The organism is Kitasatospora sp. NPDC094015 (genome assembly GCF_040304075.1).
Classification (GTDB): Bacteria; Actinomycetota; Actinomycetes; order Streptomycetales; family Streptomycetaceae; genus Kitasatospora.
The window spans coordinates 350,815-370,303 of sequence record NZ_JBEOUL010000002.1 but is presented as its reverse complement, the minus strand read 5'-3'; the positions used below and the strand labels follow the sequence as shown (position 1 = coordinate 370,303).

At 76.1% G+C, this 19,489-nt stretch carries 20 protein-coding genes; 7 read left to right on the top strand and 13 right to left on the bottom strand.

The features are described 5' to 3' along the window. Positions 1-61: 61 nt before the first annotated feature. The gene (locus ABT014_RS03975) at positions 62-565 is read left to right on the top strand and encodes an anthrone oxygenase family protein (protein WP_350636755.1); all 504 of its coding nucleotides are present in this window, start codon (positions 62-64) and stop codon (positions 563-565) included. A gap of 27 nt (positions 566-592) precedes the next feature. On the opposite strand, the gene ABT014_RS03970 is transcribed toward ABT014_RS03975, so the two are convergent. Next, on the bottom strand, positions 593-883 hold the full coding sequence (locus tag ABT014_RS03970) for a DUF2087 domain-containing protein (protein ID WP_502894837.1): 291 nt from the start codon (positions 881-883) through the stop codon (positions 593-595). A gap of 492 nt (positions 884-1,375) precedes the next feature. On the opposite strand from ABT014_RS03970, the gene ABT014_RS03965 reads away from it, so the two are divergent. Then, positions 1,376-1,699 carry an antibiotic biosynthesis monooxygenase family protein gene (locus tag ABT014_RS03965; protein WP_350636753.1) on the top strand — a complete coding sequence of 108 codons (324 nt, stop codon included), beginning with the start codon at positions 1,376-1,378 and terminating at the stop codon, positions 1,697-1,699. A gap of 9 nt (positions 1,700-1,708) precedes the next feature. Here the strand turns inward: ABT014_RS03965 and ABT014_RS03960 are convergent, their stop codons facing one another. From ABT014_RS03960 to ABT014_RS03935, 6 genes are all read right to left on the bottom strand, one after another. Then, positions 1,709-2,569 carry an ECF transporter S component gene (locus ABT014_RS03960; protein WP_350636751.1) on the bottom strand — a complete coding sequence of 287 codons (861 nt, stop codon included), beginning with the start codon at positions 2,567-2,569 and terminating at the stop codon, positions 1,709-1,711. Continuing rightward, entirely contained in the window at positions 2,566-4,176 is a 1,611-nt protein-coding gene (locus ABT014_RS03955) for an ABC transporter ATP-binding protein (protein WP_350636749.1), read from the bottom strand. Before ABT014_RS03955 ends, ABT014_RS03960 begins: the two co-directional genes overlap by 4 nt. Next, positions 4,173-5,288 carry an energy-coupling factor transporter transmembrane component T gene (locus ABT014_RS03950; protein ID WP_502894844.1) on the bottom strand — a complete coding sequence of 372 codons (1,116 nt, stop codon included), beginning with the start codon at positions 5,286-5,288 and terminating at the stop codon, positions 4,173-4,175. Before ABT014_RS03950 ends, ABT014_RS03955 begins: the two co-directional genes overlap by 4 nt. Before the next feature lie 14 nt (positions 5,289-5,302). Further along, complete coding sequence (locus ABT014_RS03945; RefSeq protein WP_350636745.1) at positions 5,303-5,971, bottom strand: SCO2322 family protein; 669 nt, start codon at positions 5,969-5,971, stop codon at positions 5,303-5,305. Continuing rightward, positions 5,968-7,503 carry an SCO2321 family membrane protein gene (locus ABT014_RS03940; protein ID WP_350636743.1) on the bottom strand — a complete coding sequence of 512 codons (1,536 nt, stop codon included), beginning with the start codon at positions 7,501-7,503 and terminating at the stop codon, positions 5,968-5,970. The genes ABT014_RS03945 and ABT014_RS03940 overlap by 4 nt, the downstream gene beginning before the upstream one ends. A 334-nt stretch (positions 7,504-7,837) precedes the next feature. Then, on the bottom strand, positions 7,838-8,494 hold the full coding sequence (locus ABT014_RS03935) for a TetR family transcriptional regulator (protein WP_350636741.1): 657 nt from the start codon (positions 8,492-8,494) through the stop codon (positions 7,838-7,840). 226 nt (positions 8,495-8,720) lie between these two features. On the opposite strand from ABT014_RS03935, the gene ABT014_RS03930 reads away from it, so the two are divergent. The 3 genes from ABT014_RS03930 to ABT014_RS03920 are packed head-to-tail and all read left to right on the top strand — an operon-like array spanning position 8,721 to position 11,883. After that, complete coding sequence (locus tag ABT014_RS03930) at positions 8,721-10,034, top strand: glycosyltransferase family 4 protein (protein WP_350636739.1); 1,314 nt, start codon at positions 8,721-8,723, stop codon at positions 10,032-10,034. A gap of 59 nt (positions 10,035-10,093) precedes the next feature. After that, entirely contained in the window at positions 10,094-10,828 is a 735-nt protein-coding gene (locus ABT014_RS03925; protein ID WP_350636737.1) for a class I SAM-dependent methyltransferase, read from the top strand. Continuing rightward, complete coding sequence (locus ABT014_RS03920) at positions 10,825-11,883, top strand: prenyltransferase (protein ID WP_350636735.1); 1,059 nt, start codon at positions 10,825-10,827, stop codon at positions 11,881-11,883. Before ABT014_RS03925 ends, ABT014_RS03920 begins: the two co-directional genes overlap by 4 nt. 68 nt (positions 11,884-11,951) lie before the next feature. Here ABT014_RS03920 and ABT014_RS03915 read toward each other — a convergent pair whose 3' ends face one another. From ABT014_RS03915 to ABT014_RS03895, 5 genes are all read right to left on the bottom strand, one after another. Beyond that, positions 11,952-12,932, bottom strand: a complete 981-nt coding sequence (locus ABT014_RS03915) for a hypothetical protein (protein WP_350636733.1) — start codon at positions 12,930-12,932, stop codon at positions 11,952-11,954. Between the two features lie 157 nt (positions 12,933-13,089). After that, entirely contained in the window at positions 13,090-14,112 is a 1,023-nt protein-coding gene (locus ABT014_RS03910; protein ID WP_350636730.1) for an N-acetylmuramoyl-L-alanine amidase, read from the bottom strand. A 7-nt stretch (positions 14,113-14,119) separates the two neighbouring features. Next, positions 14,120-15,304, bottom strand: a complete 1,185-nt coding sequence (locus ABT014_RS03905) for a hypothetical protein (RefSeq protein ID WP_350636728.1) — start codon at positions 15,302-15,304, stop codon at positions 14,120-14,122. Between the two features lie 222 nt (positions 15,305-15,526). After that, positions 15,527-16,165 (bottom strand): class I SAM-dependent methyltransferase, encoded by a 639-nt coding sequence (locus ABT014_RS03900; protein ID WP_350636726.1) that lies wholly within the window; start codon positions 16,163-16,165, stop codon positions 15,527-15,529. A gap of 42 nt (positions 16,166-16,207) precedes the next feature. After that, entirely contained in the window at positions 16,208-17,500 is a 1,293-nt protein-coding gene (locus ABT014_RS03895; RefSeq protein ID WP_350636723.1) for an MFS transporter, read from the bottom strand. 103 nt (positions 17,501-17,603) lie between these two features. Between ABT014_RS03895 and ABT014_RS03890 the strand changes: the two genes are divergently transcribed. After that, a complete protein-coding gene (locus ABT014_RS03890) occupies positions 17,604-17,987 on the top strand; it encodes a MerR family transcriptional regulator (protein WP_350636720.1) in 384 nt (127 codons plus the stop codon). A gap of 95 nt (positions 17,988-18,082) precedes the next feature. Beyond that, complete coding sequence (locus ABT014_RS03885) at positions 18,083-19,159, top strand: zinc-binding dehydrogenase (protein ID WP_350636718.1); 1,077 nt, start codon at positions 18,083-18,085, stop codon at positions 19,157-19,159. 86 nt (positions 19,160-19,245) lie between these two features. Here the strand turns inward: ABT014_RS03885 and ABT014_RS03880 are convergent, their stop codons facing one another. Further along, positions 19,246-19,398, bottom strand: coding sequence for a hypothetical protein (locus tag ABT014_RS03880; protein ID WP_350636716.1), 153 nt, complete (start codon positions 19,396-19,398; stop codon positions 19,246-19,248). Positions 19,399-19,489 lie beyond the last annotated feature (91 nt).

Below are 19,489 nucleotides of genomic sequence, written 5' to 3'. Positions count from 1 at the left end.
CGCATGCGGCCGAGCGGATCGGCCATGGCCGGTGGCCGGCGGGCGGCGGTTGACTGGCGGCATGACGGTATTTCGAACGGCGACGCTGGTCGCGGCCACGCTGGCGACCGGCCTGGGCGCCGGACTCTTCTACGGTTACGCGTGCTCGGTGATGCCGGGCCTGGCCCGATCCTCCGACCGGACCTTCGTGGAGGCGATGCAGCGGATCAACGTGGCGATCCTGAACGGCTGGTTCGCCCTCTCGTTCGGTGGCGCGATCGTGCTGATCGCGCTGGCCGCGGTGCTCCAGTACCGGTCGGGCGGCGGGGCGGCGTTCGGCTGGATCCTCGCCGCCGGGGTGCTCCAACTGGCGCTGCTGGTCGTCACCATGGCGGTCAACGTGCCGCTGAACAACAGGCTGGCGGCGGCCGGTGATGCGCCGGGAGCGCTCGATCTCGCCGCGGTGCGGGCCGAGTTCGAGCAGGTCTGGGTCCGCTGGAACGTGGTCCGCGCGCTGGCCGGCGCCGCCGCGCTGGGCTGCCTGGCCTGGGCGCTGGTCCTGGTCGGACGCTCCGGTCCGGCGTGACCGCGGGCCCTGCGACCGGTTCGCCGCTCAGCCGGCGGCGGACGGCTCCGCCCGCCGGTACCCGCTGCCGTCCCGCCGCCGGGTGAGCCGGCCGCCCTCCACCAGGTAGCGGCGCAACGCCGAGCAGTCCTCGTGCACCGTCCGCAGCGCGTCGTTGACCTCCGCCTCGGTGTACTCACGGCCGCCCTCGAACAGCGTCTCGGCGAGGTGCGTCAGCAACTGCTCCCGCCGGGCCGCCTTGCGCGGAATGGCGGTCAACCGCCCGTGCGAGAACAGCGCGGCCACCGGATGGGTGCTCGGCTCGGTCATCTGCTCCATCTCCTGCTTCTTCCCGGTACTCCCCGTCCCCGCGAGGCTGCCACGCCCGACCGCCGCCGAGCACCTGCTTTTTCACCCTTCGATGCGGTGGCGGAGCCACCTCGGTCGGGACCGGAACGGCACGCACGGACCCTGGAACCTTGGGCCGTGTTCGGGATCCGAACCGGGACAGGTCGGGCAGATTCTGTCCTTGGTGTCCAGGAAGCGCTGATCCCGCCGCGGGTTTGTGCCACGTGGTCGTATGACAGTTCGGCGGGCCGCCCCTATATCTGGACGCATGACTCGTCCAGCGGAGCAGATCCATGAACGTCCCCGATTCGAGCTGCGGTGCGGGGGTTTGCACCTCACGATCCAGCGGGTGCCGGGGTGGTTGATCACCGTGGCCACCGCGGGTGCGAGCGGCCTCGCCGCGTGGTGGACCCATCGATGACCGTGGCGTTCGCGGCGCGCCCTGGCGCTCCCGCAGCCGGCTCCGTGCGGCAGGATGGAGCCATGAGCGTAGTCAAGATCAACGTACTGACCGTCCCCGCCGAGCAGCGTGAGGTGTTGGAGAAGCGCTTCGCCTCGCGGGCCGGCGCGGTCGAGGGCTCGGACGGGTTCGAGTGGTTCGAGCTGCTCCGTCCGGTCGAGGGCACCGACACCTACCTCGTCTACACGCGCTGGCGCGACGAGGCGTCCTTCCAGGCCTGGATGGAGGGCTCGATGAAGACCGCCCACCAGGGCGGCGGCGAGGGTGAGGCCCCCAAGCGCCCGGCCGCCGCCGGCGCCACCCTCTGGTCGTTCGAGGTGGTGCAGTCGGCCGGGCCGAAGGGCTGAAGGCTGCCGTCAGCCGTCCCGGAAGGTGGCCGGGGCGGCGAAGGCGGCGCGGCGGGTGGCGCGGCGCAGGGCGCGCAGGACGGGGCCGCCGACGGTGAGGCAGAGGACGGCGGTGAGGGCCGCGCGGGGGAGGTCCCAGCCGAGCGAGGTGGTCAGGCAGTAGACGGCGAAGCGGACCAGGTTGTCGTCGAGCGGGTCGCCGGGGACGAAGGAGATGGAGCTGCCGAGGCCGGAGATGTAGGGCCAGCCCTGGAGGTTCATCACGGTGCCGTACGCGATCGCCGAGATGGCTCCGTAGCAGGCCAGCATGGTGAGTTCGGTGCGGCCGCGCAGGGTGGCGGCGCCGGGCAGCAGGCCCGCGCCGAGGCTGACCCAGCCCATGGCGAGCATCTGGAACGGCAGCCAGGGCCCCACCCCGCCGGTGAGCAGCGCCGAGGCGAACAGGGTGACCGCGCCGAGCACGAACCCGAAGCCCGGCCCGAGCGCCCGGCCGGCCAGCACCATCAGGAAGAACATCGGCTCCAGCCCGGCCGTGCCCGCGCCGAGCGGCCGCAGCGCGGCGCCCGCGGCGGCCAGCACCCCGAGCAGGGCGACCGACTTGGCCTCCAGGCCGGGCCCGCCGCCGGCCTCCCGCCCCTCGGCGATCTGGGCCAGCACCACCCCGAGCAGCAGCGGCATCAGCAGCGCGAACAGCCAGGGCGCGTCGGTGGAGTGGCCGACCAGCGTGGAGTCGGTGGCGGCCAGCAGCGGCCAGCCGAAGCCGGCGATGCCGACCGCGGAGACCAGCCCGAGCACGGCGAGCGACCGGCGTCCGAGCGGGACGGGCCGGTTCAGCGGGCCCGGGGTACGGCCGGGCGGCCCGCCGGTCACGAGGTCCGCTCCAGCGCCCGGGTCACCTGGTCGACCGTCAGCAGGCCGGGCAGGTTCAGGATCTTGGCGACCTGCGGGGCGAAGGCCGGGGAGGAGATCACCACCTCCGGGGTGGGGCCGTCCGCGACCACCTCGCCCTCGGCCAGCACCACCGTGCGGTGGGCCAGTTCGGCCGCGAGCTCGACGTCGTGGGTGGCGAGCAGCACCGCGTGGCCGGCCGCCGCGAGCTCGCGCACCACCTCCACCAGCCGGCCCTTGGCGGCGTAGTCCAGGCCGCGGGTCGGCTCGTCCAGCAGGATCACCGGCGGCCGGGCGGTGAGCACCACGGCGAGCGCCAGGGTGAGCCGCTGCCCTTCGGAGAGGTCGCGCGGGTGCAGGGTGTCGTCGACGTCCGGCAGCAGCCGGGCGACCAGGGCCCGGCAGCTGCCCGGATCGGCCTCGGCGTCCTGGTCGGCGGCGGCGCACTCGGCCCGGACGCTCTCGCCGAACAGCAGGTCGCGCGGGTCCTGCGGGACCAGTCCGACCCGCCGGATCAGCTCCTTGGGCCGGCTGCGGTGCGGCTCCAGGCCGCCGACCCGGACGGTGCCCGCACTCGGCCGGTGCAGCCCGATCAGGGCGCCCAGCAGGGTGGACTTGCCGGCCCCGTTGCGTCCCATCAGGGCGGTGATCCCGCCCGGCCGCAGCGCCAGGTCGACCCCGCGCAGCGCCGGCACCGGGCCGCGCCGCACGGCCAGCCGCCGCACCTCGGCCACCGGTTCGCCCGTCGCGGGCGGCGCGACGGCGGGCGCGTGACCGGCCAGCCGGTCACGCAGCGGGCCGGCCTTGCGGCGGGCGTCCCGGACCGACAGCGGCAGCGGCGACCAGCCCGCCGCCCGACCGAGCGCCACCACCGGCGGGTGGACGGGGGAGTGGGCCATCACCTCGGCGGGTTCGCCGAGCACCGGCGGTTCGCCCCGACCGGGCAGCAGCAGCACCCGGTCGGCGTACTGCACCACCCGTTCCAGCCGGTGCTCGGCCAGCAGCACGGTGGTGCCGAGGTCGTGCACCAGCCGTTGCAGCACGGCCAGCACCTCCTCGGCGGCGCCCGGGTCGAGCGCGGAGGTGGGTTCGTCCAGGACCAGCACCTTGGGGTGGACGGTGAGCACCGAGCCGATCGCCACCCGCTGCTGCTGCCCGCCGGAGAGCGAGCGCAGCGCGCGGCCGCGCAGTTCGGCCAGGCCCAGCAGGTCGAGGGTCTCCTCGACCCGGCGCCGCATCACCTCCGGCGCCAGCCCCAACGACTCCATGCCGTAGGCGAGTTCGTCCTCGACCGTGTCGGTGACGAAGTGCGCGACCGGATCCTGGCCCACCGTGCCGACCAGGTCGGCGAGTTCGCGCGGCCGGTGGTCGCGGGTGTCGCGGCCGTCGACGGTGACCCGGCCGGTCAGCTCGCCGCCGGTGAAGTGCGGGACGAGACCGCTGACGGTGCCCAGCAGGGTGGACTTGCCGGAGCCGGACGGGCCGACCAGCAGGCACAGTTCGCCCTCGGGGACGGTCAGGTCGACCCCGCGCAGGGTGGGTTCGGCGGCCTCGGCGTACCGGACGCCGACCTGGTCGAAGGTGATCACGGGGTGCTCCGGGGCGGTTCGGGGGCGACGACGGAGGGCAGCAGGCCGAGCAGGACGGCGGCGGCCGGCAGCAGCGGCAGGGTCGGGGCGGCGGGCGGCACCACGGACGGGGCGAACGCCTCCGGGTAGCGTCCGGAGAACCAGATCGTCAGCCCGGCCACCACCAGGCCCGAGCCGCTGACCAGCCACTCCGGCAGTGCCCACGGGTCCGGCCGGTAGCGGGTGCGCACCGCCCGCCGGCCGCCGAGCACCAGGCCGGCGCCGGTCACCGCGAGACCGACCAGCAGCACCGGGAACGCCCACGGCGCCCCGCCCGGGGCGAGCAGCCCGTAGCAGGCCGAGCAGACCCCGAGCAGTCCGAGCAGGGTGAGCACGGCGGTGGCCCGGGAGACCCGGCGCGGGACGGGCGCGGTGCGCCCGAAGCCCCGGGTGTCCATCGAGGCGGCCAGCGCGACGGAGCGTTCGAGCGCGCCCTCCAGCACCGGCAGGCCGACGCTGAGCACCGCCACCACGCCGCGGTCGCTGCGCCCGCGCAGGCGACGGGCGGAACGCAGCCGCTGCACGTCGGCGACCAGGTTCGGGGCGAAGGTCATCGCGACCACCACGGCCACCCCGGCCTCGTACAGGGCGCCCGGCAGCCCGCGCAGCAGCCGGGACGGGGAGGCGAGCGCGTTGGCGGCGCCGACGCAGATCAGCAGGGTGGCCAGCTTGAGGCCGTCGTAGAACGCGAAGAGCAGGCCCTCCAGGGTCACTGCGCCGCCGATCCGCACGCCCCGGGCCCAGTCGGGCAGCGGCAGTTCGGGCAGTGTGAAGAGCACCTGACTGCCGGGGACGGGCGAGCCGAGCAGCACCGCGAAGACCATCCGGACGGCCAGTACCAGCAGCCCGAGCTTGAGGAAGGCCCCGTACGAGCGCGACCAGGGCGCGTCGCCGCGGCGGGCGGCGACCACGTACCCGGCGACGCCGACGATCAGCAGGAGCAGCAGCGGGTTGGTGGTGCGGGACGCGGCGGCGGCCAGGCCGAGCGCCCAGAGCCACCAGGCGCCGGGGTGCAGCTGGCGCGGTCCGAAGGTGGAACGGGTTCCAGATTTCGCGGTACGGGGCACGGGGATGAGGTCCTGTGGGGTCAGTGGTGCCGGCGGCGCCGGGCCTGCCAGACGGCGCCGGTGCCGAGCAGCAGGACCGCCGCCGCGCCGGCGATCAGGCCGACCGACGGGCCGCTGTCGTGCGAGGCGGTGGCGCCGCCCACGACCGGCTCGCCGCAGCCGGCCCGCGGGTAGCCCGCGATGGCGCACAGCAGCCCGGCCGAGTCGTAGCGCAGCGGCGGGGCCGCGGCGGCCACCACCTCGGCCGAACTGGCGCCGGTGGGCACCGAGGCGCAGGCGGTGCGGGGGGCGGGCGGGTTCTCGCCGGCGGCGAGCGTGCCGGGCGGGGCGTCGGTGGCGGTACCGAAGTCCAGCACCACGCCGACCCGCTTGCGGCCGGCCGCGGCGGGGGTGTCCGCGCAGATCGCGGCGAAGTCGCCGGGCGCGCCGGGGCGGGCCGCCTCCCGGCCGCCGTCCGGGCTGTCGGCGAACCGCCAGCCGTCGACGGCGCCGTCCGGCGGGAGGTAGCCGACCGGGCCCTGCTGCTGGTAGGTCCAGGCGTCGCCGGACCACTTCCAGAACGACCAGTACCGGTAGCCGGCGGCCTCGGCCGGGGCGGCGGTGGCACCGGCCAGCGCGGTGAGCAGCAGGGCCAGGACGAGCGCGGGGAGGGCGCGGTGCGGCGCCCTCCCGTGGGGGGCCGGGGTCACTTGGGCCCGGCGCCCTTGCCCTCGCCGGTGTCCTTGCCCTCGGCCGGGGCCTTCGCGTCAGCAGCCTCGTCCGCGCCGGCGTCCTTGCTCTCGGCCGGGGACTTCGCGTCTGAAGCCTCGTCCGCAGCGTCGTCCGCGGCGTCGTCCGCAGCGGCGTCGGTGGCCTCGTCGGCCTCGCCGGGCTCGGTGATCACGGCGGGCCGGTGCGGCGGGGTCGCCGCCGGCTGCTCGGACTGCTCGGGCACGTGGTGCGGGCCGAGCTTGCGGGCGCCGCGCCGGCGGCTGAGGCTGATCAGCAGGCCCGCGCCGATGCCGATCAGCAGACCGACACCGATCAGCCAACCGGCGGAGATGCCGGTGTCGGCGTCCGGGACGACGGTCGCCGGTGCCTTGGTGGCCGCCGGGACGGAGGCCGGCGCCGGGCCGGCGTCGATCAGCAGCTGGACCAGGTTGTGCCCGGCGAAGTTGTACGGGTCGAGCGCGGCCGCACGGGCCATCAGCACCAGGGTCGCGGCGGCGGCCGCGTCGGTGCCGTCCTTGCCCTGGGCGGCCCAGGCGTACCCGTTGTCGCGCAGCCACTGGGCGGCCGGGGCGGCCTGCTCCGGGTGGCCGGCCTGGACCAGGCCGAGCACCGCCCAGGAGGTGGCGGTGAAGTCGGGGCCGGGGGTGGCGCCCGGGGTGGTCTGCACCAGGTGGTTGCCGCCGGCCGTCAGCTGCGCGGACAGGTACGCCGAGACGGCGCCGGCCGCGTCGGCGTGCGGCACGGTGGCCGCGGTGGAGCCGGCCGGGCAGTCCAGCGCCTTGGGCGACGGGCCGGTACCGATGCCCTGGGCCACCGGCAGCCGGCCGCCGGCCGCGGCCAGCGCGGCCTGCGCGGAGGCCAGCGTGTTGGGGGCCAGCGTCCCGTCCGGGCCGGGTTGGTAGGCGAACGCGCCGCGCTGGTCGGCCGCGGCGGCGCAGCCGAGCTGGAAGGCGGCCAGGCCGTCGTACGCGCTCTTGCCGGAGGCGGCCGTGCCGGCCGGGTCCGCACCGGTCGCGACCAGCGCGTTGACGGCCAGCGCGGTGGAGTTGGCATCGCCGGGCGCACCGGGGTTGTAGGCCCAGGACCCGTCGGCGTTCTGATGGGCCTTCAACCACTGGGCGCCCTTGTCGACGGCGTCCTGGTGGCCGCTCAGCTGCACCAGCGCCTGGACGGCGACGGCGGTGGCGTTGCTGTCCTCGGTCGCCGGGTCGCAGGGGGTGGCGGTGTCGGCCCGGTACGAGGGCCAGCCCCCGTCCGCGCACTGCTGGCCGGTCAGCCAGTCGACCGCGGAGCCGGCCGGGACGACCTCCTGGGCGGACAGCGCCAGCACGGCCAGCGACTGGCGCCAGACGCCGTCGTAGGTCGGGTCGCCCTTGCCGTACAGCCCGGCGGGCACGGCCACCGGGGCGGGCGAGGCGGACGGGGTGTCGGCCAGGGCCGGCGTCGCACAGACGCCGGCCAGCAGCAGTCCGGCCACGGCGGCGGCGACCGGGCGGGCAGCGGTCAGCATGAGGGGTGGTGCCTTTCGACGAGCGGTGGCAGCGGCCCGCACGGGGCCGCCCCGTTGGCCTCGACGGAGCCGGACCGGAACCGGGCGGGCCGCTCGCCTCGCCCCGGCGGTCCGACCTCCCGCCGCGGTGGCGGGACGCGGTTGCGGGTCGGTGCCGGAGCCCCGCCCACCTCCCCGGACGGAGCGGCAGGTGAAGCTGTCGGCCCCTGACTCTAACCGCCTGGCCAGCCGCTTCCCCGCCCGGTGGTCCGTGGCGCCGCGAAGGTGAGGCGACTCTCACCCGGCCGCCGTCCGGCCCCGACCCCGGCCCGACGGCGGATCAGCGGACGGTGCCTCAGCGTCGCCGGCCGGAACCGGCGGCCGGGCCGGGGCCCCCGGACCGGCCGGGCCCGCCCTCGGCGGTCACCGTCAGCAGCCGGGCCGCCGTGTGCAGGTCGGCCCGTACCTCGGTGAGCGAGGCGCGGCCGGACAGCCAGGCCAGCAGGGTGGCGTGCCAGGTGTGGCCGATCACCCGCAGCGCCGCCTGCTGCTCGGGCGTCGGCGGGTCCGGCAGGGCGGCCGAGGCCAGCACGATCGCCGAGGTCAGCCGGGACACCTCGTCCACCTCGTGGCCGACCGAGCGGTCGGCGAAGGACAGCGCCCGCACCATCGCCTCGGCCAGCCGAGGTTCGCGCTGGAGCGCGTGGAAGGCCGTGGTGAGCGCCTCCGCGACCCGGGCGGCCGGGTCCGCCCCGGCCGGCGGGCGGCGGCGGACCTGCTCGTGCAGGGCGCCCAGCTGCACCTGCATCACCGCCACCAGCAGGTGCACCTTGGACGGGAAGTAGCGGTACAGCGTGCCGAGCGCGACCTGCGCGCTCTCGGCAACCTCCCGCATCTGCACCGCCTCGTAGCCGCCCCGGGCGGCGAGCGCGGTGGCGGCCCGCAGGATCCCGCGGCGGCGCTCCGCCTGGCGCGGGGAGAGCAGCCCGCCGGCCGGCGTGGTGGTGGTCAAGGAAGCCCCCGGGCGACTGGTTCCGATGTGGGTCCGAGCGGTGGGCCCGGTAACGGGTCCCGGCGTGGCGTGAATCACCTGCCCTGGCTCAGATCGGGAAGCTACGGGCCGGTATCTTCGAGGTCTCTCGTTGTTCATCCGCCCAACAGCGAGCGCCACACCACTCTGAAACGTGATCTACTTTACCGGCCGTGCCCACCGCGGTGAGTAGGGATAAGGGGCCAGGATGACCGCGCTGCCGCGACCGCTGCGGATCGCCCTGCTGTCCTACCGCGGTGACCCGTTCTGCGGCGGCCAGGGCGTCTACGTCCGCCACCTCTCCCGCGAGCTGGCCCGCCTCGGCCACCACGTCGACGTGATCGGCGCGCAGCCGTACCCGGTGCTGGACGAGGTCGAGGGCCCCGGCACGGTCCGGCTGGTGGAGCTGCCCAGCCTCGACCTGTACCGCTCGGACGACCCGTTCCGCACCCCGGCGCTCGCCGAGTACCGCAGCGCGATCGACGTGCTGGAGGTGGCCGGGATGCGCACCGGCGGCTTCCCCGAGCCGCTCACCTTCTCGCTGCGCGCCCGGCAGTACCTGGCCCGGCACAAGGGCCGCTACGACGTGGTGCACGACAACCAGACCCTCGGCTACGGCCTGCTCGGCCTGGCCCGGCACGGCTTCCCGCTGGTCACCACGGTGCACCACCCGGTCACCGTGGACCGGCAGTTGGAGCTGGACGCCGCCGCCACCCGGCTGCGCCGGCTCTCGCTGCGCCGCTGGTACTCCTTCACCCGGATGCAGCGCCGGGTCGCCGCCCGGCTCGACCACATCATCACCGTCTCCGCCAGCTCCAAGGCCGAGATCGCCGAGCACCTCGGGGCCGCGCCCGGCGCGATCTCGGTGGTGCCGATCGGTGCCGACACCCGGCTCTGGTCGCCCTCCGAGGCCGTCGAGGTGGTGCCCGGACGGATCGTCACCACCTCCAGTGCCGACGTGCCGCTCAAGGGCCTGATCTTCCTGGTCGAGGCGCTCGCCAAGATCCGCACCGAGCGGGACGCCCACCTGGTGGTGGTCGGCAAGCGCCGCACCGAGGACGGCCCGGTCGCCGAGGCGGTGCGCCGGTTCGGCCTGGAGGCGCACATCGAGTTCCGCTCCGGCCTGACCGACCAGGAGCTGGTCGACCTGTACCGCTCCGCCGAGGTGGCCTGCGTGCCCTCGCTGTACGAGGGCTTCTCGCTGCCCGCCGCCGAGGCGATGGCCACCGCCACGCCGCTGGTGGCGACCACCGGCGGGGCCATCCCCGAGGTGGCCGGCCCGGACGGCGAGACCTGCCTGGCCGTGCCGCCCGGCGACCCTGGCGCGCTCGCCGACGCGCTCGGGCGGCTGCTGGACGATCCCGCGCTGCGCACCGCGCTGGGCGCGGCCGGCCGGGCCCGGGTGCTGGCCGGATTCAGCTGGGAGCGGGCCGCCGAGCTGACGGTCGAGCGCTACCGGGCGGCCGTCGCGACCGGGGTCGGCCGCCGGGCCCGCGCCGGGGCCGGCTGGCGCTACGTCTGAAACCCCGCCGTCCACGTCTGTTCCTCCGCGGTACCGCAGCAACGAATGGGAGCCCCGCAGTGCTGACCGTCGATTTCTCCCGCTTTCCGCTCGCCCCGGGCGACCGGGTGCTCGATCTGGGGTGCGGCGGCGGCCGGCACGCGTTCGAGGCCTACCGGCGCGGCGCCGACGTGGTGGCGCTGGACCGCAACAGCGAGGAGATCGCCGAGGTCCGCAAGTGGTTCGCCGCCATGGAGCTGGCCGGTGAGGCCCCGGCCGGGGCCTCCGCGGTGGCGATGGAGGGCGACGCGCTGGCGCTGCCGTTCGAGGACGACACCTTCGACCGCGTGATCATCTCCGAGGTGATGGAGCACATCCCGGACGACAAGGGCGTGCTGGCCGAGATGGTCCGGGTGCTCAAGCCCGGCGGCCTGCTGGCGGTGACGGTGCCGCGCTGGCTGCCGGAGAAGATCTGCTGGGCGCTCTCCGACGCGTACCACGAGGTCGAGGGCGGCCACATCCGGATCTACAAGGGCGACGAGCTGGTGGAGAAGGTCCGCGAGGCCGGCCTCACCCCGTACGGCAGCCACCACGCGCACGCGCTGCACTCGCCGTACTGGTGGATCAAGTGCGCGGTGGGCGTCGACAACGACAAGGCGCTGCCGGTCAAGGCCTACCACCAGCTGCTGGTCTGGGACATCGTCGGCACGCCGGTGATCAGCACCCTCACCAAGGCCGCCGAGAAGGCGCTCAACCCGGTGATCGGCAAGAGCTTCGTGGTGTACGCCTCCAAGCCGCACCGGGCGGGCAAGTGACCGCCGCCGTCCCCGAGGTGCTGCTGCTGGACGGCGTGCTGGACGCCGCCGGCGCCGCCGCCACCGTCCGGTCGATCCTGGCCGACCAGCGGCCCGACGGCGCCATCCCGTGGTTCACCGGCGGCCACCTCGACCCGTGGGACCACACCGAGGCCGCGATGGCGCTGGACACGGCGGGCGAGCACGCCGCCGCCGAGGCCGCCTACCGCTGGCTCGCCGCCCGGCAGAACGCCGACGGCTCCTGGTACGCGGGCTACACCGACGGCGAGGTGACCAACGCGTCGAAGGAGACCAACTTCTGCGCGTACGTGGCGGTCGGCGCCTGGCACCACCACCTGAGCAGCGGCGACGACGCCTTCCTGGAGTGGCTCTGGCCGACCGTGCGCCGGGCTCTCGACTTCACCGTGGGCCTGCGGCTGCCGGACGGCCCGATCGCCTGGCGCCTGGACGAGGACGGCACCGCCGTCCAGGAGGCGCTGCTCACCGGCTCCTCCAGCATCCTGCACGCCCTGCGGTGCGGCCTGGCCATCGCCGACTACCTCGAGGAGCCCCAGCCCGACTGGGAGTTGGCGGCCGGCCGGCTGCGGCACGCGATCGCCCACCACCCGGAGCGGTTCCTCGACAAGGACCGCTACTCGATGGACTGGTACTACCCGGTGCTCGGGACGGCGCTGCGCGGCGCCGCCGCCACCGAGCGGATCGCCCGGGACTGGGACCGGTTCGTGGTCCCGGGCCTCGGCGTGCGCTGCGTCAGCGACCGCCCGTGGGTGACCGGCGGCGAGAGCGCCGAGCTCGCGCTCGCGCTGTGGGCCTGCGGCCAGTCCGACCGGGCGGTGGAGATCCTGCGCTGGATCCAGCACCTGCGGCACACCGACGGCTCCTACTGGACCGGGTACGTGTTCGAGGACGACGCCATCTGGCCGGAGGAGCGCACCACCTGGACCGCCGGCGCCCTGCTGCTGGCCGTGGCCGCCCTCGGCGGCGACCACGCCACCGTGGCGGTGTTCGGCGGCGACCAGCTGCCGAGCGGCCTGGTGGTCAACGACTGCTGCTGACCCGCCGCGACGCCGAAGGGGCGGTACCCGGTCCGGGTACCGCCCCTTCGGCGTCGGCGGGGGCGCGGTCAGCCGCGCTGGATGCCGGTGGTGTCGGAGAGCAGGCCGTGCGTGCCGTCCTGGAGCTGCGCGACCAGCGCGCCACCGCGCTGCTCGACGGCCAGGTACCAGGTGCCCGGGACCAGCTCGCCGACCGACGGGCCGGCCGGGTTGTCCCGGGGGGCCAGCGGGCGGACCGCCGGGACGGCGAACCAGAACGGGGTGAACGGCGCCGCGGCGGCCTCCGGGGCCGGCGCGGGGGCCGGCACCTGGTCCTGCGGCTGGGCGGCGGCCGGGTAGCCGTAGCTGCCGGCCTGCGGCGCGGCCGCGTACCCGCCGGCCTGCACGGCCGCCTGCTCGCCCTGGCCCACCGGGGCGCCCGGGTAGCCGTACTGGCCCTGACCCGGCTGGCCGGGCTGCGGGGCGAACTGGCCGCCCTGACCGGGCTGACCCGGCTGGGCCGGGGTGTACGGCGCGTAGCCCTGCTGCTGCGGGACGGCCGGCTTGTCGGTCAGCAGCGGCGCCTGCAGCGCCGGCACCAGCGGGGAGGCGACCGCCGCGGCGGCCAGCACCAGCACGGCGAGCACCGACAGCCAGGCACCGAAGGAGTGGTCGACCAGGTCGGCCGGGTCCAGCCCGCGGGTCTTGTCCGCGGCCGACAGGTACCCGCCGCCGTTGGTGAACAGGGCCCACAGGCCGCTCCAGGCGGCGAAGACCGCGAGCGCGAGGCCCCACTGGCGGAGCTTCAGCCCGGCGACCAGCCGGGTCTCCGCGGCCTCACCCTGGAAGCGGGCCAGCACGATCAGCGCGGCCGAGGCCAGGCCGGTCAGGAAGACGGTCGCCAGGATCGACAGGAAACCGCTGTGCCAGACGTTGTACGAGCAGTTCGACTGGCACGGTCCGCCCACGGAGGTGTTGGCCTCGTAGAAGGGGAGGAAGGAGAAGACGAAGAGCAGGACGGCCGCACCTGCGACGGCGGCGTCTCCCCTGGTGAGAGCGCGCAGATTCACTAACGTTCCCCTCGTTGGTGTGTCGTGGACGGCGGGTGGAGCGGGGCCGACCGGACGGGCCGGACTGCCCGATCGGGGTAAAAGCCTAGGGCCAAGCCTCCGCGGCGCGCACAGCACCCTCCGGAATACGGCGCAGTCGTTGCAAAACGGGCCGCCGTCAGGAGGTGGTCAGGTACGCCGTCAGGGCGTCCGCGATGCCCTGGGCGGCCTGCTGGCGCCACTGCGGGTCGGTCATCCGGCCGGCGTCGCCCGAGTTTCGCATGTTGCCGCACTCGACGAACACCTTCGGGATCCGCGACAGGTTGAGTCCGCCCAGGTCGGTGCGGGTGTCCAGGCCCTGCTTGCCGATGTAGTCGGCGTACGGCTCGCCGGTGGCGGCCTTGAAGGAGTCCCGCAGCAGCAGCCCGAGCCGGTGCGAGGGGTCGACGATGGCCGAGGTGTCGGCCTTCCCGGCGGTGACCCGGCCGGGCATGATCACGTGGAAGCCGCTGACGCCGGCCGGCGCGCCGTCGCCGTGCACCGAGAGCGCCACGTCCGCCTTGGCGTCGTTGCCGATGCCGGCGCGCTCGTCGATGCAGGGGCCCCAGGCGCGGTCGCCGTCCTGGGTGAGCACCACCTTGGCGCCGCGGTCCTGGAGGATCTGCCGGGCCCGGCGGACCACGTCCAGGGTGTACTCGGCCTCGCTGTAGCCCTTGTTGGTCGAGGTGCCGGTGGTGTCGCACTCCTTGCGGGCGTTGCCGATGTCCACCTGGCGGTTGATCTCGGCGGTGTGCGAGCCGTTCCCGCTGTTGTGGCCCGGGTCGAGCAGCACCGTCCGGCCCGCCAGCGCGCCCGCGCCCGGCGTGGCACCCGGCGCGGCGGCGCTCGGGGCAGCAGCCGCGCTCGGGGCGCCGCCGGCCTCGGACGCGGACGGCGAGCCCGGTCCGGCGGCCTGCTCCGGCTGCTCCGGGACGGCGCTCGCGTCGCCCGCGAGGTGGCCGTCCCCGGCCGGGGCGGCGGCCGGCGACGAGGCCGCCGGGCTGTCCGCCAGCGCCTGCCAGCCCAGCCAGCCGCCCAGGCAGAGCGTCAGCGCCGTGCAGCAGATCAGGACCGTACGGCCGCGGCGCGGGCGGCGGACGGGCGGCCCGTCGCCGGGTTCGAGGGGCTCGGGAGGCTGGGGGGAGCTGGTGGGGCGGGTCACGGGTGGTTCAGATCCTGTCCGCTGTGCGAGGGGTCAGGCCGTAGGCGTCGGCGATCGGCTTCCACTTCCCGGCGAAGTCGTTCTTCGACCGGGTGGCCTGCGGGTTGAGGTCGTCGGCCCGCTTGTAGTCTGCCGTGCCCGGCGCGCTGCCGTTCACGCACCCCTGGGAGCTCACCGTCCGGCCCCAGGCCGCGTACGCCCGGTCGATGTCGCCGGACTGCTGCCAGGCGGTGCTGAGCGTCTTCGCCAGGTCGGCCCCGCCGGGCAGGTCGCCCAGCTCCAGCTTGGCCAGGGCGGCGATCAGCTGGTCGCGCTGCTGGGCCCCGCTGTCGAAGACCGCCACCGCGCTGTCGATGTCGGCCTTGGCGGGGCAGCTGCGCACCTTGGCCACCGAGCTGCCGATCCCCGCGCGGGCGGTCTCGGCCTGCGCCAGCAGCGCGTCCAGCGCTTTGGCCTGGGCCGCGGCGTTCGGCCCGGCACTGCCCGCCTCGGGCGAGCCCGACGGCGAGGCGGCGGCCGGGGCGGAGCCGCCCGGGGCCGGGGTGGCGCCGGCGGCCGGCGGCGGCTGCTGCCCTGCCGCGGGCGTCGCGCCCGCGGCCGAGCCGGTGCCGCTGTTGCGGACCGCCCAGGTCACGCCCACGCCGACCACCAGCAGCAGCACCGCTCCGACGGCGATCATCAACGGGGTGCGCCCGCGCCGCGGCGCCGCCTCCTCGGGTTCCGGGTAGTCGCCCGTCGCGCCGTACGGCGGGTGCGGCGGCCGGTCGAAGCCGGGGACCGGCGACTGCTCGTGGCCCGCGCCGGGGAAGCCGGTGGGCTGCGGCGGGAACGACTGCGGGGGGAAGGGCTGCGGCGGGAAGGGCTGGGCCGGGAACGGCTGGGCGGCGGGCGGCCGCCCGGGGAAGGGCTGCGGCGCTCCCGGCGGGAAGCCGGGCGGTGCGGCGGGCGGGAACGGCGACGGCCCCGGGCCCCCCGGCACCGGCGGCAGCACCGTGGTCGGCTGGTTGTCGTCGAAACCCCGGGCCCCGGCAGGCCCGGCCGGCCCCGCGGGCGCGCCGGGGAAGCCGGGCACGGCGCCGGCGGCACCGGGCGCGTCCGGGGCGGCCTCGGCCTTGCGGCGCACCCAGCCGCCCGCGCCGCCGCGCGCGGTCGGATCCCAGACCGCCGGCGGAGTGTTCTCCTGATCCGTCATGACCCTGCCCTCGCCCCCGCCGACCTGTCTCACCTGTCAGTCGGACCCGGCGCATCCGGCGGGTCCCGGCTCGTACGGCCCCCGGGCCGCCGGCCGCGGCCGTCACGCTACCGGCCGATGCTCCACCGAGCCACGGCGGCACCCCCGGAGGCGGCGGCCGTTCGGGACGACGTTAGAGCATCACTGATCGTCGCCGCAGGAACCCGGCGCAGTCCGCCGCCTTCAGGCGCCGGTTCGGCGCAGCACCCGCAGCGACCCGGTCACCGAGACCTCCTCGAAGCCCTCGGCCAGCGCCCGCAGGTACACCCGGTACGGGGCCTGGCCGCCGTCGGCCGGGTCGGGGAAGACGTCGTGGATCACCAGCAGGCCCTCGGGGGCCAGGTGCGGCGCCCAGCCCAGGTAGTCGCCGCTCGCGTGCTCGTCGGTGTGGCCGCCGTCGATGAAGACCAGCGCGAGCGGGCCGCGCCAGACGGCGGCCAGCTGCGGGGACCGGCCGACCAGGGCGATCACGTGCTCCTCCAGACCGGCCCGGTGCAGGGTCCGGCGGAACAGCGGGAGGGTGTCCATGAGGCCGACCTCGGGGTCGACCAGGCTCGGGTCGTGGTACTCCCAGCCGGGCTGCTGCTCCTCGGAGCCCCGGTGGTGGTCCACCGTCAGGGCCACCGTGCCGGTGCTCCGGGCGGCGTCCGCCAGCAGGATCGCCGAGCGGCCGCAGTAGGTGCCGATCTCCAGCAGCGGCAGGCCGGTGCGGCCGGCGGCCTCCAGCGCGGCGGCGTGCAGCGCGACGCCCTCGTCGACCGGCATGAACCCGGTGGCCGACTCGAAGGCCGCCAGCACCTCGGGTGCCAGGAGGTCGGTCATGGTGGTGCTCCCTGCTCGCGCTGCCGGTCGGTGGCCTGGACCTTACTCGATGGTGGACAGCGGTTCGCGGGCCGGGGCGGGCCCGCCCGCGACCCCGGACGGCCGCCCGGTGCCCGACCGCCGCAGGGCGCGGACCAGCGCGGCGGCCGCCGCCACCGCGGCCATCGCGAGCCCGGCGCCGACCAGGATCCGGCGCGCCCCCAGCGGGCCGGCCAGCGCCCCGCCGAGCGCCGAGCCGGCGGGCGCGGCGGTCAGCAGCACCGCGCCGCGCAGCGCCAGCACGGTGGTCAGCCAGGCGGCCGGGGTGCGTTCCTGGAACAGGTGCGAGGCCAGCGCGTTGTACGGCCCGTACGCGGCGCCCGCGACCGCGAAGCCGGCCAGCGACACGGCGACGGGCCCGGCGGGGGCGAAGGCGAGCAGGGCCAGGCCGTGCCCGGCGACGATCCCCAGCAGCACCGGCCAGCGGGGCAGCCGCCGAAGGGCCCCGGTGGCCAGCGAGCCTGCCACCGCGCCGAGTCCGAACACCGCCCAGTACCCGCCGAGCAGGCCCGCGCCGGTGGGGGAGCGCTCGGCGACGTACAGCGGCAGCGCCACCTCGGCCGGCCCCCAGCAGAGGTTGAACATCCAGCTCAGCGCCGTCAGCCCGAGCAGCTCGGGGCGGGCCAGCAGCACCCGCAGGCCGCCGCGGTCCGCGCCGCCGTCCGTCGCGCCGGCCGGCTCGGTCCGTCCGGCCGGCTCGGTCCGTCCGGCCGCGCGGGCGAGCACGGCGAAGGTGAGGGCGTCCAGCCCGATGATCCAGGCCGGTCCGAGCGGGCCGGCCAGCAGCCCGGCGAGGGCCGGGCCGGCCACGGTGGCGACCCACGCGCCGGTGCTCAGCAGGGCGTTGCCCGCCAGCCGGTCCGGGCCCGGCAGCAGCCCGGCCACCAGCGCGTACCGGGCCCCGCCGCCCCAGGCGTGCAGCAGCGAGGACCCGGCCAGCAGCGCCAGCAGCAGCGGCGGCCGCAGCACCCCCAGCAGCTGGCCGAGCGGGACGCACCCCAGCAGGGCCGCGCGCAGCAGCGCGTCCGCCCGGATCAGCCGCTGCGGGGGCAGCGGCCGCAGCAGGCGGCCCAGCAGCAGGCCGCCGACCGCCCCGGGCAGCACGTACGCGACCAGCGCGGCGGCCACCAGCGGACCGCCGCCGCCAGGCGGCGACAGCGCGACGGCCAGCCAGGCGACCGCGACCACGCTCATGCCGTCCCCGAGGTCGCACAGCGCGAGGGCGGGCAGCAGGCGCCGGAAGCGGCGGTGGGCGAGGGCGGAGCGGTACCCGGCGGGCAGCAGGACTGGGAGCATGGGGCCAGGCAAGCGGTTCAAGCGCGCGTGAAGTCAAACGCGCCGTGCCGCCCGGGGCATGGCACCGGGCGCGCGCCGGAACGGGACGAGCGGGAGGAGTGCGGTGCGCCACCTGGCGATCGGTGAGCTGGCCCGCCGGGTCGGCCTGCGCCCCTCGGCGCTGCGCTACTACGAGAGCCTCGGCCTGTTGCCGCAGGCCCGCCGGGAGGGCGGCCGCCGGGTCTGGCCGACCTCGGTGCTGCGCCGGGTGGCGCTGATCAGGATGGCGCAGCGGGCCGGCTTCACGCTGGCGGAGATCCGCGGCCTGCTGGCGGGAGACCCGGGCGGTGCGGCCACCCGGCAGTGGCGGGAGCTGGCCGGGCGCAAGCTGCCGGAGCTCGACCTGTTCATCCGTCAGACCCAGCAGCTGCGCGACGCGGTGGCCTCCTGTCTGGCCTGCGGCTGCATGAACTTCGAGGACTGCGAGCTGCTCGCCGCGCAGGCCTGACCGGCTCGGCCGGCACGGCCTGTTCTGGAACGTGTTGCAGAACGTACCCTCGTACCGCCAGAGACCCGCCCGTAGGCGAACCCCGGGGAGCACCCATGCGCGCAGCGATCCTGCACCAGACCGGCCAGGACGAGCTGGAGGTCCGTGCGGACGTCGAGACGGTCGGCTTCGGGCCGGGCAAGGTACGGGTGCGGCTGCGGGCCACCAGCCTGTGCCACTCCGATCTGTCGGCGATGGCCGGGATCCTTCCCCAGCCGGCGCCGTTCGTCCCCGGGCACGAAGGGGCCGGCGAGGTGGTCGAGGTCGGCGAGGGGGTCGGCGCGCTCGCCCCCGGCGACCGGGTGGTGCTCTGCTGGATGCCCCCGTGCGGCGACTGCCCGCACTGCCTGCGCGGCGAGGGGCACCTGTGCGTGGCCAGCCTGCGCCGGCTGTCCACCCCGACGTTCCGCTTCGGCGACACCGACGCCTTCGGCTTCTACAGCACCGGCACCTTCGCCGAGGAGGTGGTGGTCGCCGCCGACAGCGTGCTCAAGGTGCCCGCCGACCTGCCGTACGAGCTGGCCGCGCTGATCGGCTGCGGCGTGACCACCGGGCTCGGGGCGGCCATGAACACCGCCGCGGTCGAGCCGGGCTCCTCGGTGGCGGTGATCGGCGCCGGCGGGGTCGGGATCGCGGCGGTCCAGGGCGCCCGGGTCTGCGGGGCGGCCCGGATCACCGTGGTCGACCCGGTCGCCTCGCGCCGCGAGCGCGCGACGGCCTTCGGCGCCACCGAGGTGATCGCCCCCGAGGAGCTCAAGGCCGCCGCCAAGGGCCAGGAGGGCGGCGGCTACGACTACGTCTTCGAGGCGGTCGGCCGTTCCGCCACCGTCCGCGCGGCGTACGACGCCACCCGGCGCGGCGGCGCGGTCGTGGTGGTCGGCGCCGGGGCCAGGGCGGACCAGGTGTCGTTCAGCATGGGCGAGCTGTTCTTCAACGAGAAGCGGATCCTGCCGTCGATGTACGGCGGTGGCGAGGTGCGCCGGACCATGGCCCGCGCGGTCGACCTGTGGCGCGCCGGGCGCCTCGACCTGGCCGGCATGATCACCCACCGGCTCCCGCTGGAGGCCGTGAACGAGGCGATCGCGCAGATGCGCGGCGGGGAGGCGCTGCGTACGGTGCTGACGCTGGACTGAGTCCCGCCGGGGCGGCAGTGTCACCCGGTGGGGTGGACCCGGGGTCCGGTGGGGCGGGCGGGGCCCACCCCACCGGGTGAACCGTTTCAGCGGCGGTGACGCCCGTGCGGGTCGACCTCCGGGCTGTCGTCGGGTGCGGTCGTCCCGCGGTGCCGGCCGTGCGCGCTGCCCTCGGCAGCCTGCTCGGCGCCGTGGGCGCCGCGGTCGTGCTCGGTGGTGTCGTTGAGGGTGTCGGACATGAACCTGTCTTCTCCGTGCGGGATCTGCGGGTGCTGCTGGCGCAGCGTCGGATGGGGCGGTGGTGGCACGCCCCGGACCGGATCACCATAA

Bases quoted from the DNA above. Each gene is read 5' to 3' on its own strand.
- ABT014_RS03975 (WP_350636755.1), top strand. From the start codon at position 62: ATGACGGTATTTCGAACGGCGACGCTGGTCGCGGCCACGCTGGCGACC.
- ABT014_RS03970 (WP_502894837.1), bottom strand. From the start codon at position 883: ATGGAGCAGATGACCGAGCCGAGCACCCATCCGGTGGCCGCGCTGTTC.
- ABT014_RS03885 (WP_350636718.1), top strand. From the start codon at position 18,083: ATGCGCGCAGCGATCCTGCACCAGACCGGCCAGGACGAGCTGGAGGTC.
- ABT014_RS03965 (WP_350636753.1), top strand. From the start codon at position 1,376: ATGAGCGTAGTCAAGATCAACGTACTGACCGTCCCCGCCGAGCAGCGT.
- ABT014_RS03900 (WP_350636726.1), bottom strand. From the start codon at position 16,165: ATGACCGACCTCCTGGCACCCGAGGTGCTGGCGGCCTTCGAGTCGGCC.
- ABT014_RS03895 (WP_350636723.1), bottom strand. From the start codon at position 17,500: ATGCTCCCAGTCCTGCTGCCCGCCGGGTACCGCTCCGCCCTCGCCCAC.
- ABT014_RS03930 (WP_350636739.1), top strand. From the start codon at position 8,721: ATGACCGCGCTGCCGCGACCGCTGCGGATCGCCCTGCTGTCCTACCGC.
- ABT014_RS03880 (WP_350636716.1), bottom strand. From the start codon at position 19,398: ATGTCCGACACCCTCAACGACACCACCGAGCACGACCGCGGCGCCCAC.
- ABT014_RS03940 (WP_350636743.1), bottom strand. From the start codon at position 7,503: ATGCTGACCGCTGCCCGCCCGGTCGCCGCCGCCGTGGCCGGACTGCTG.
- ABT014_RS03905 (WP_350636728.1), bottom strand. From the start codon at position 15,304: ATGACGGATCAGGAGAACACTCCGCCGGCGGTCTGGGATCCGACCGCG.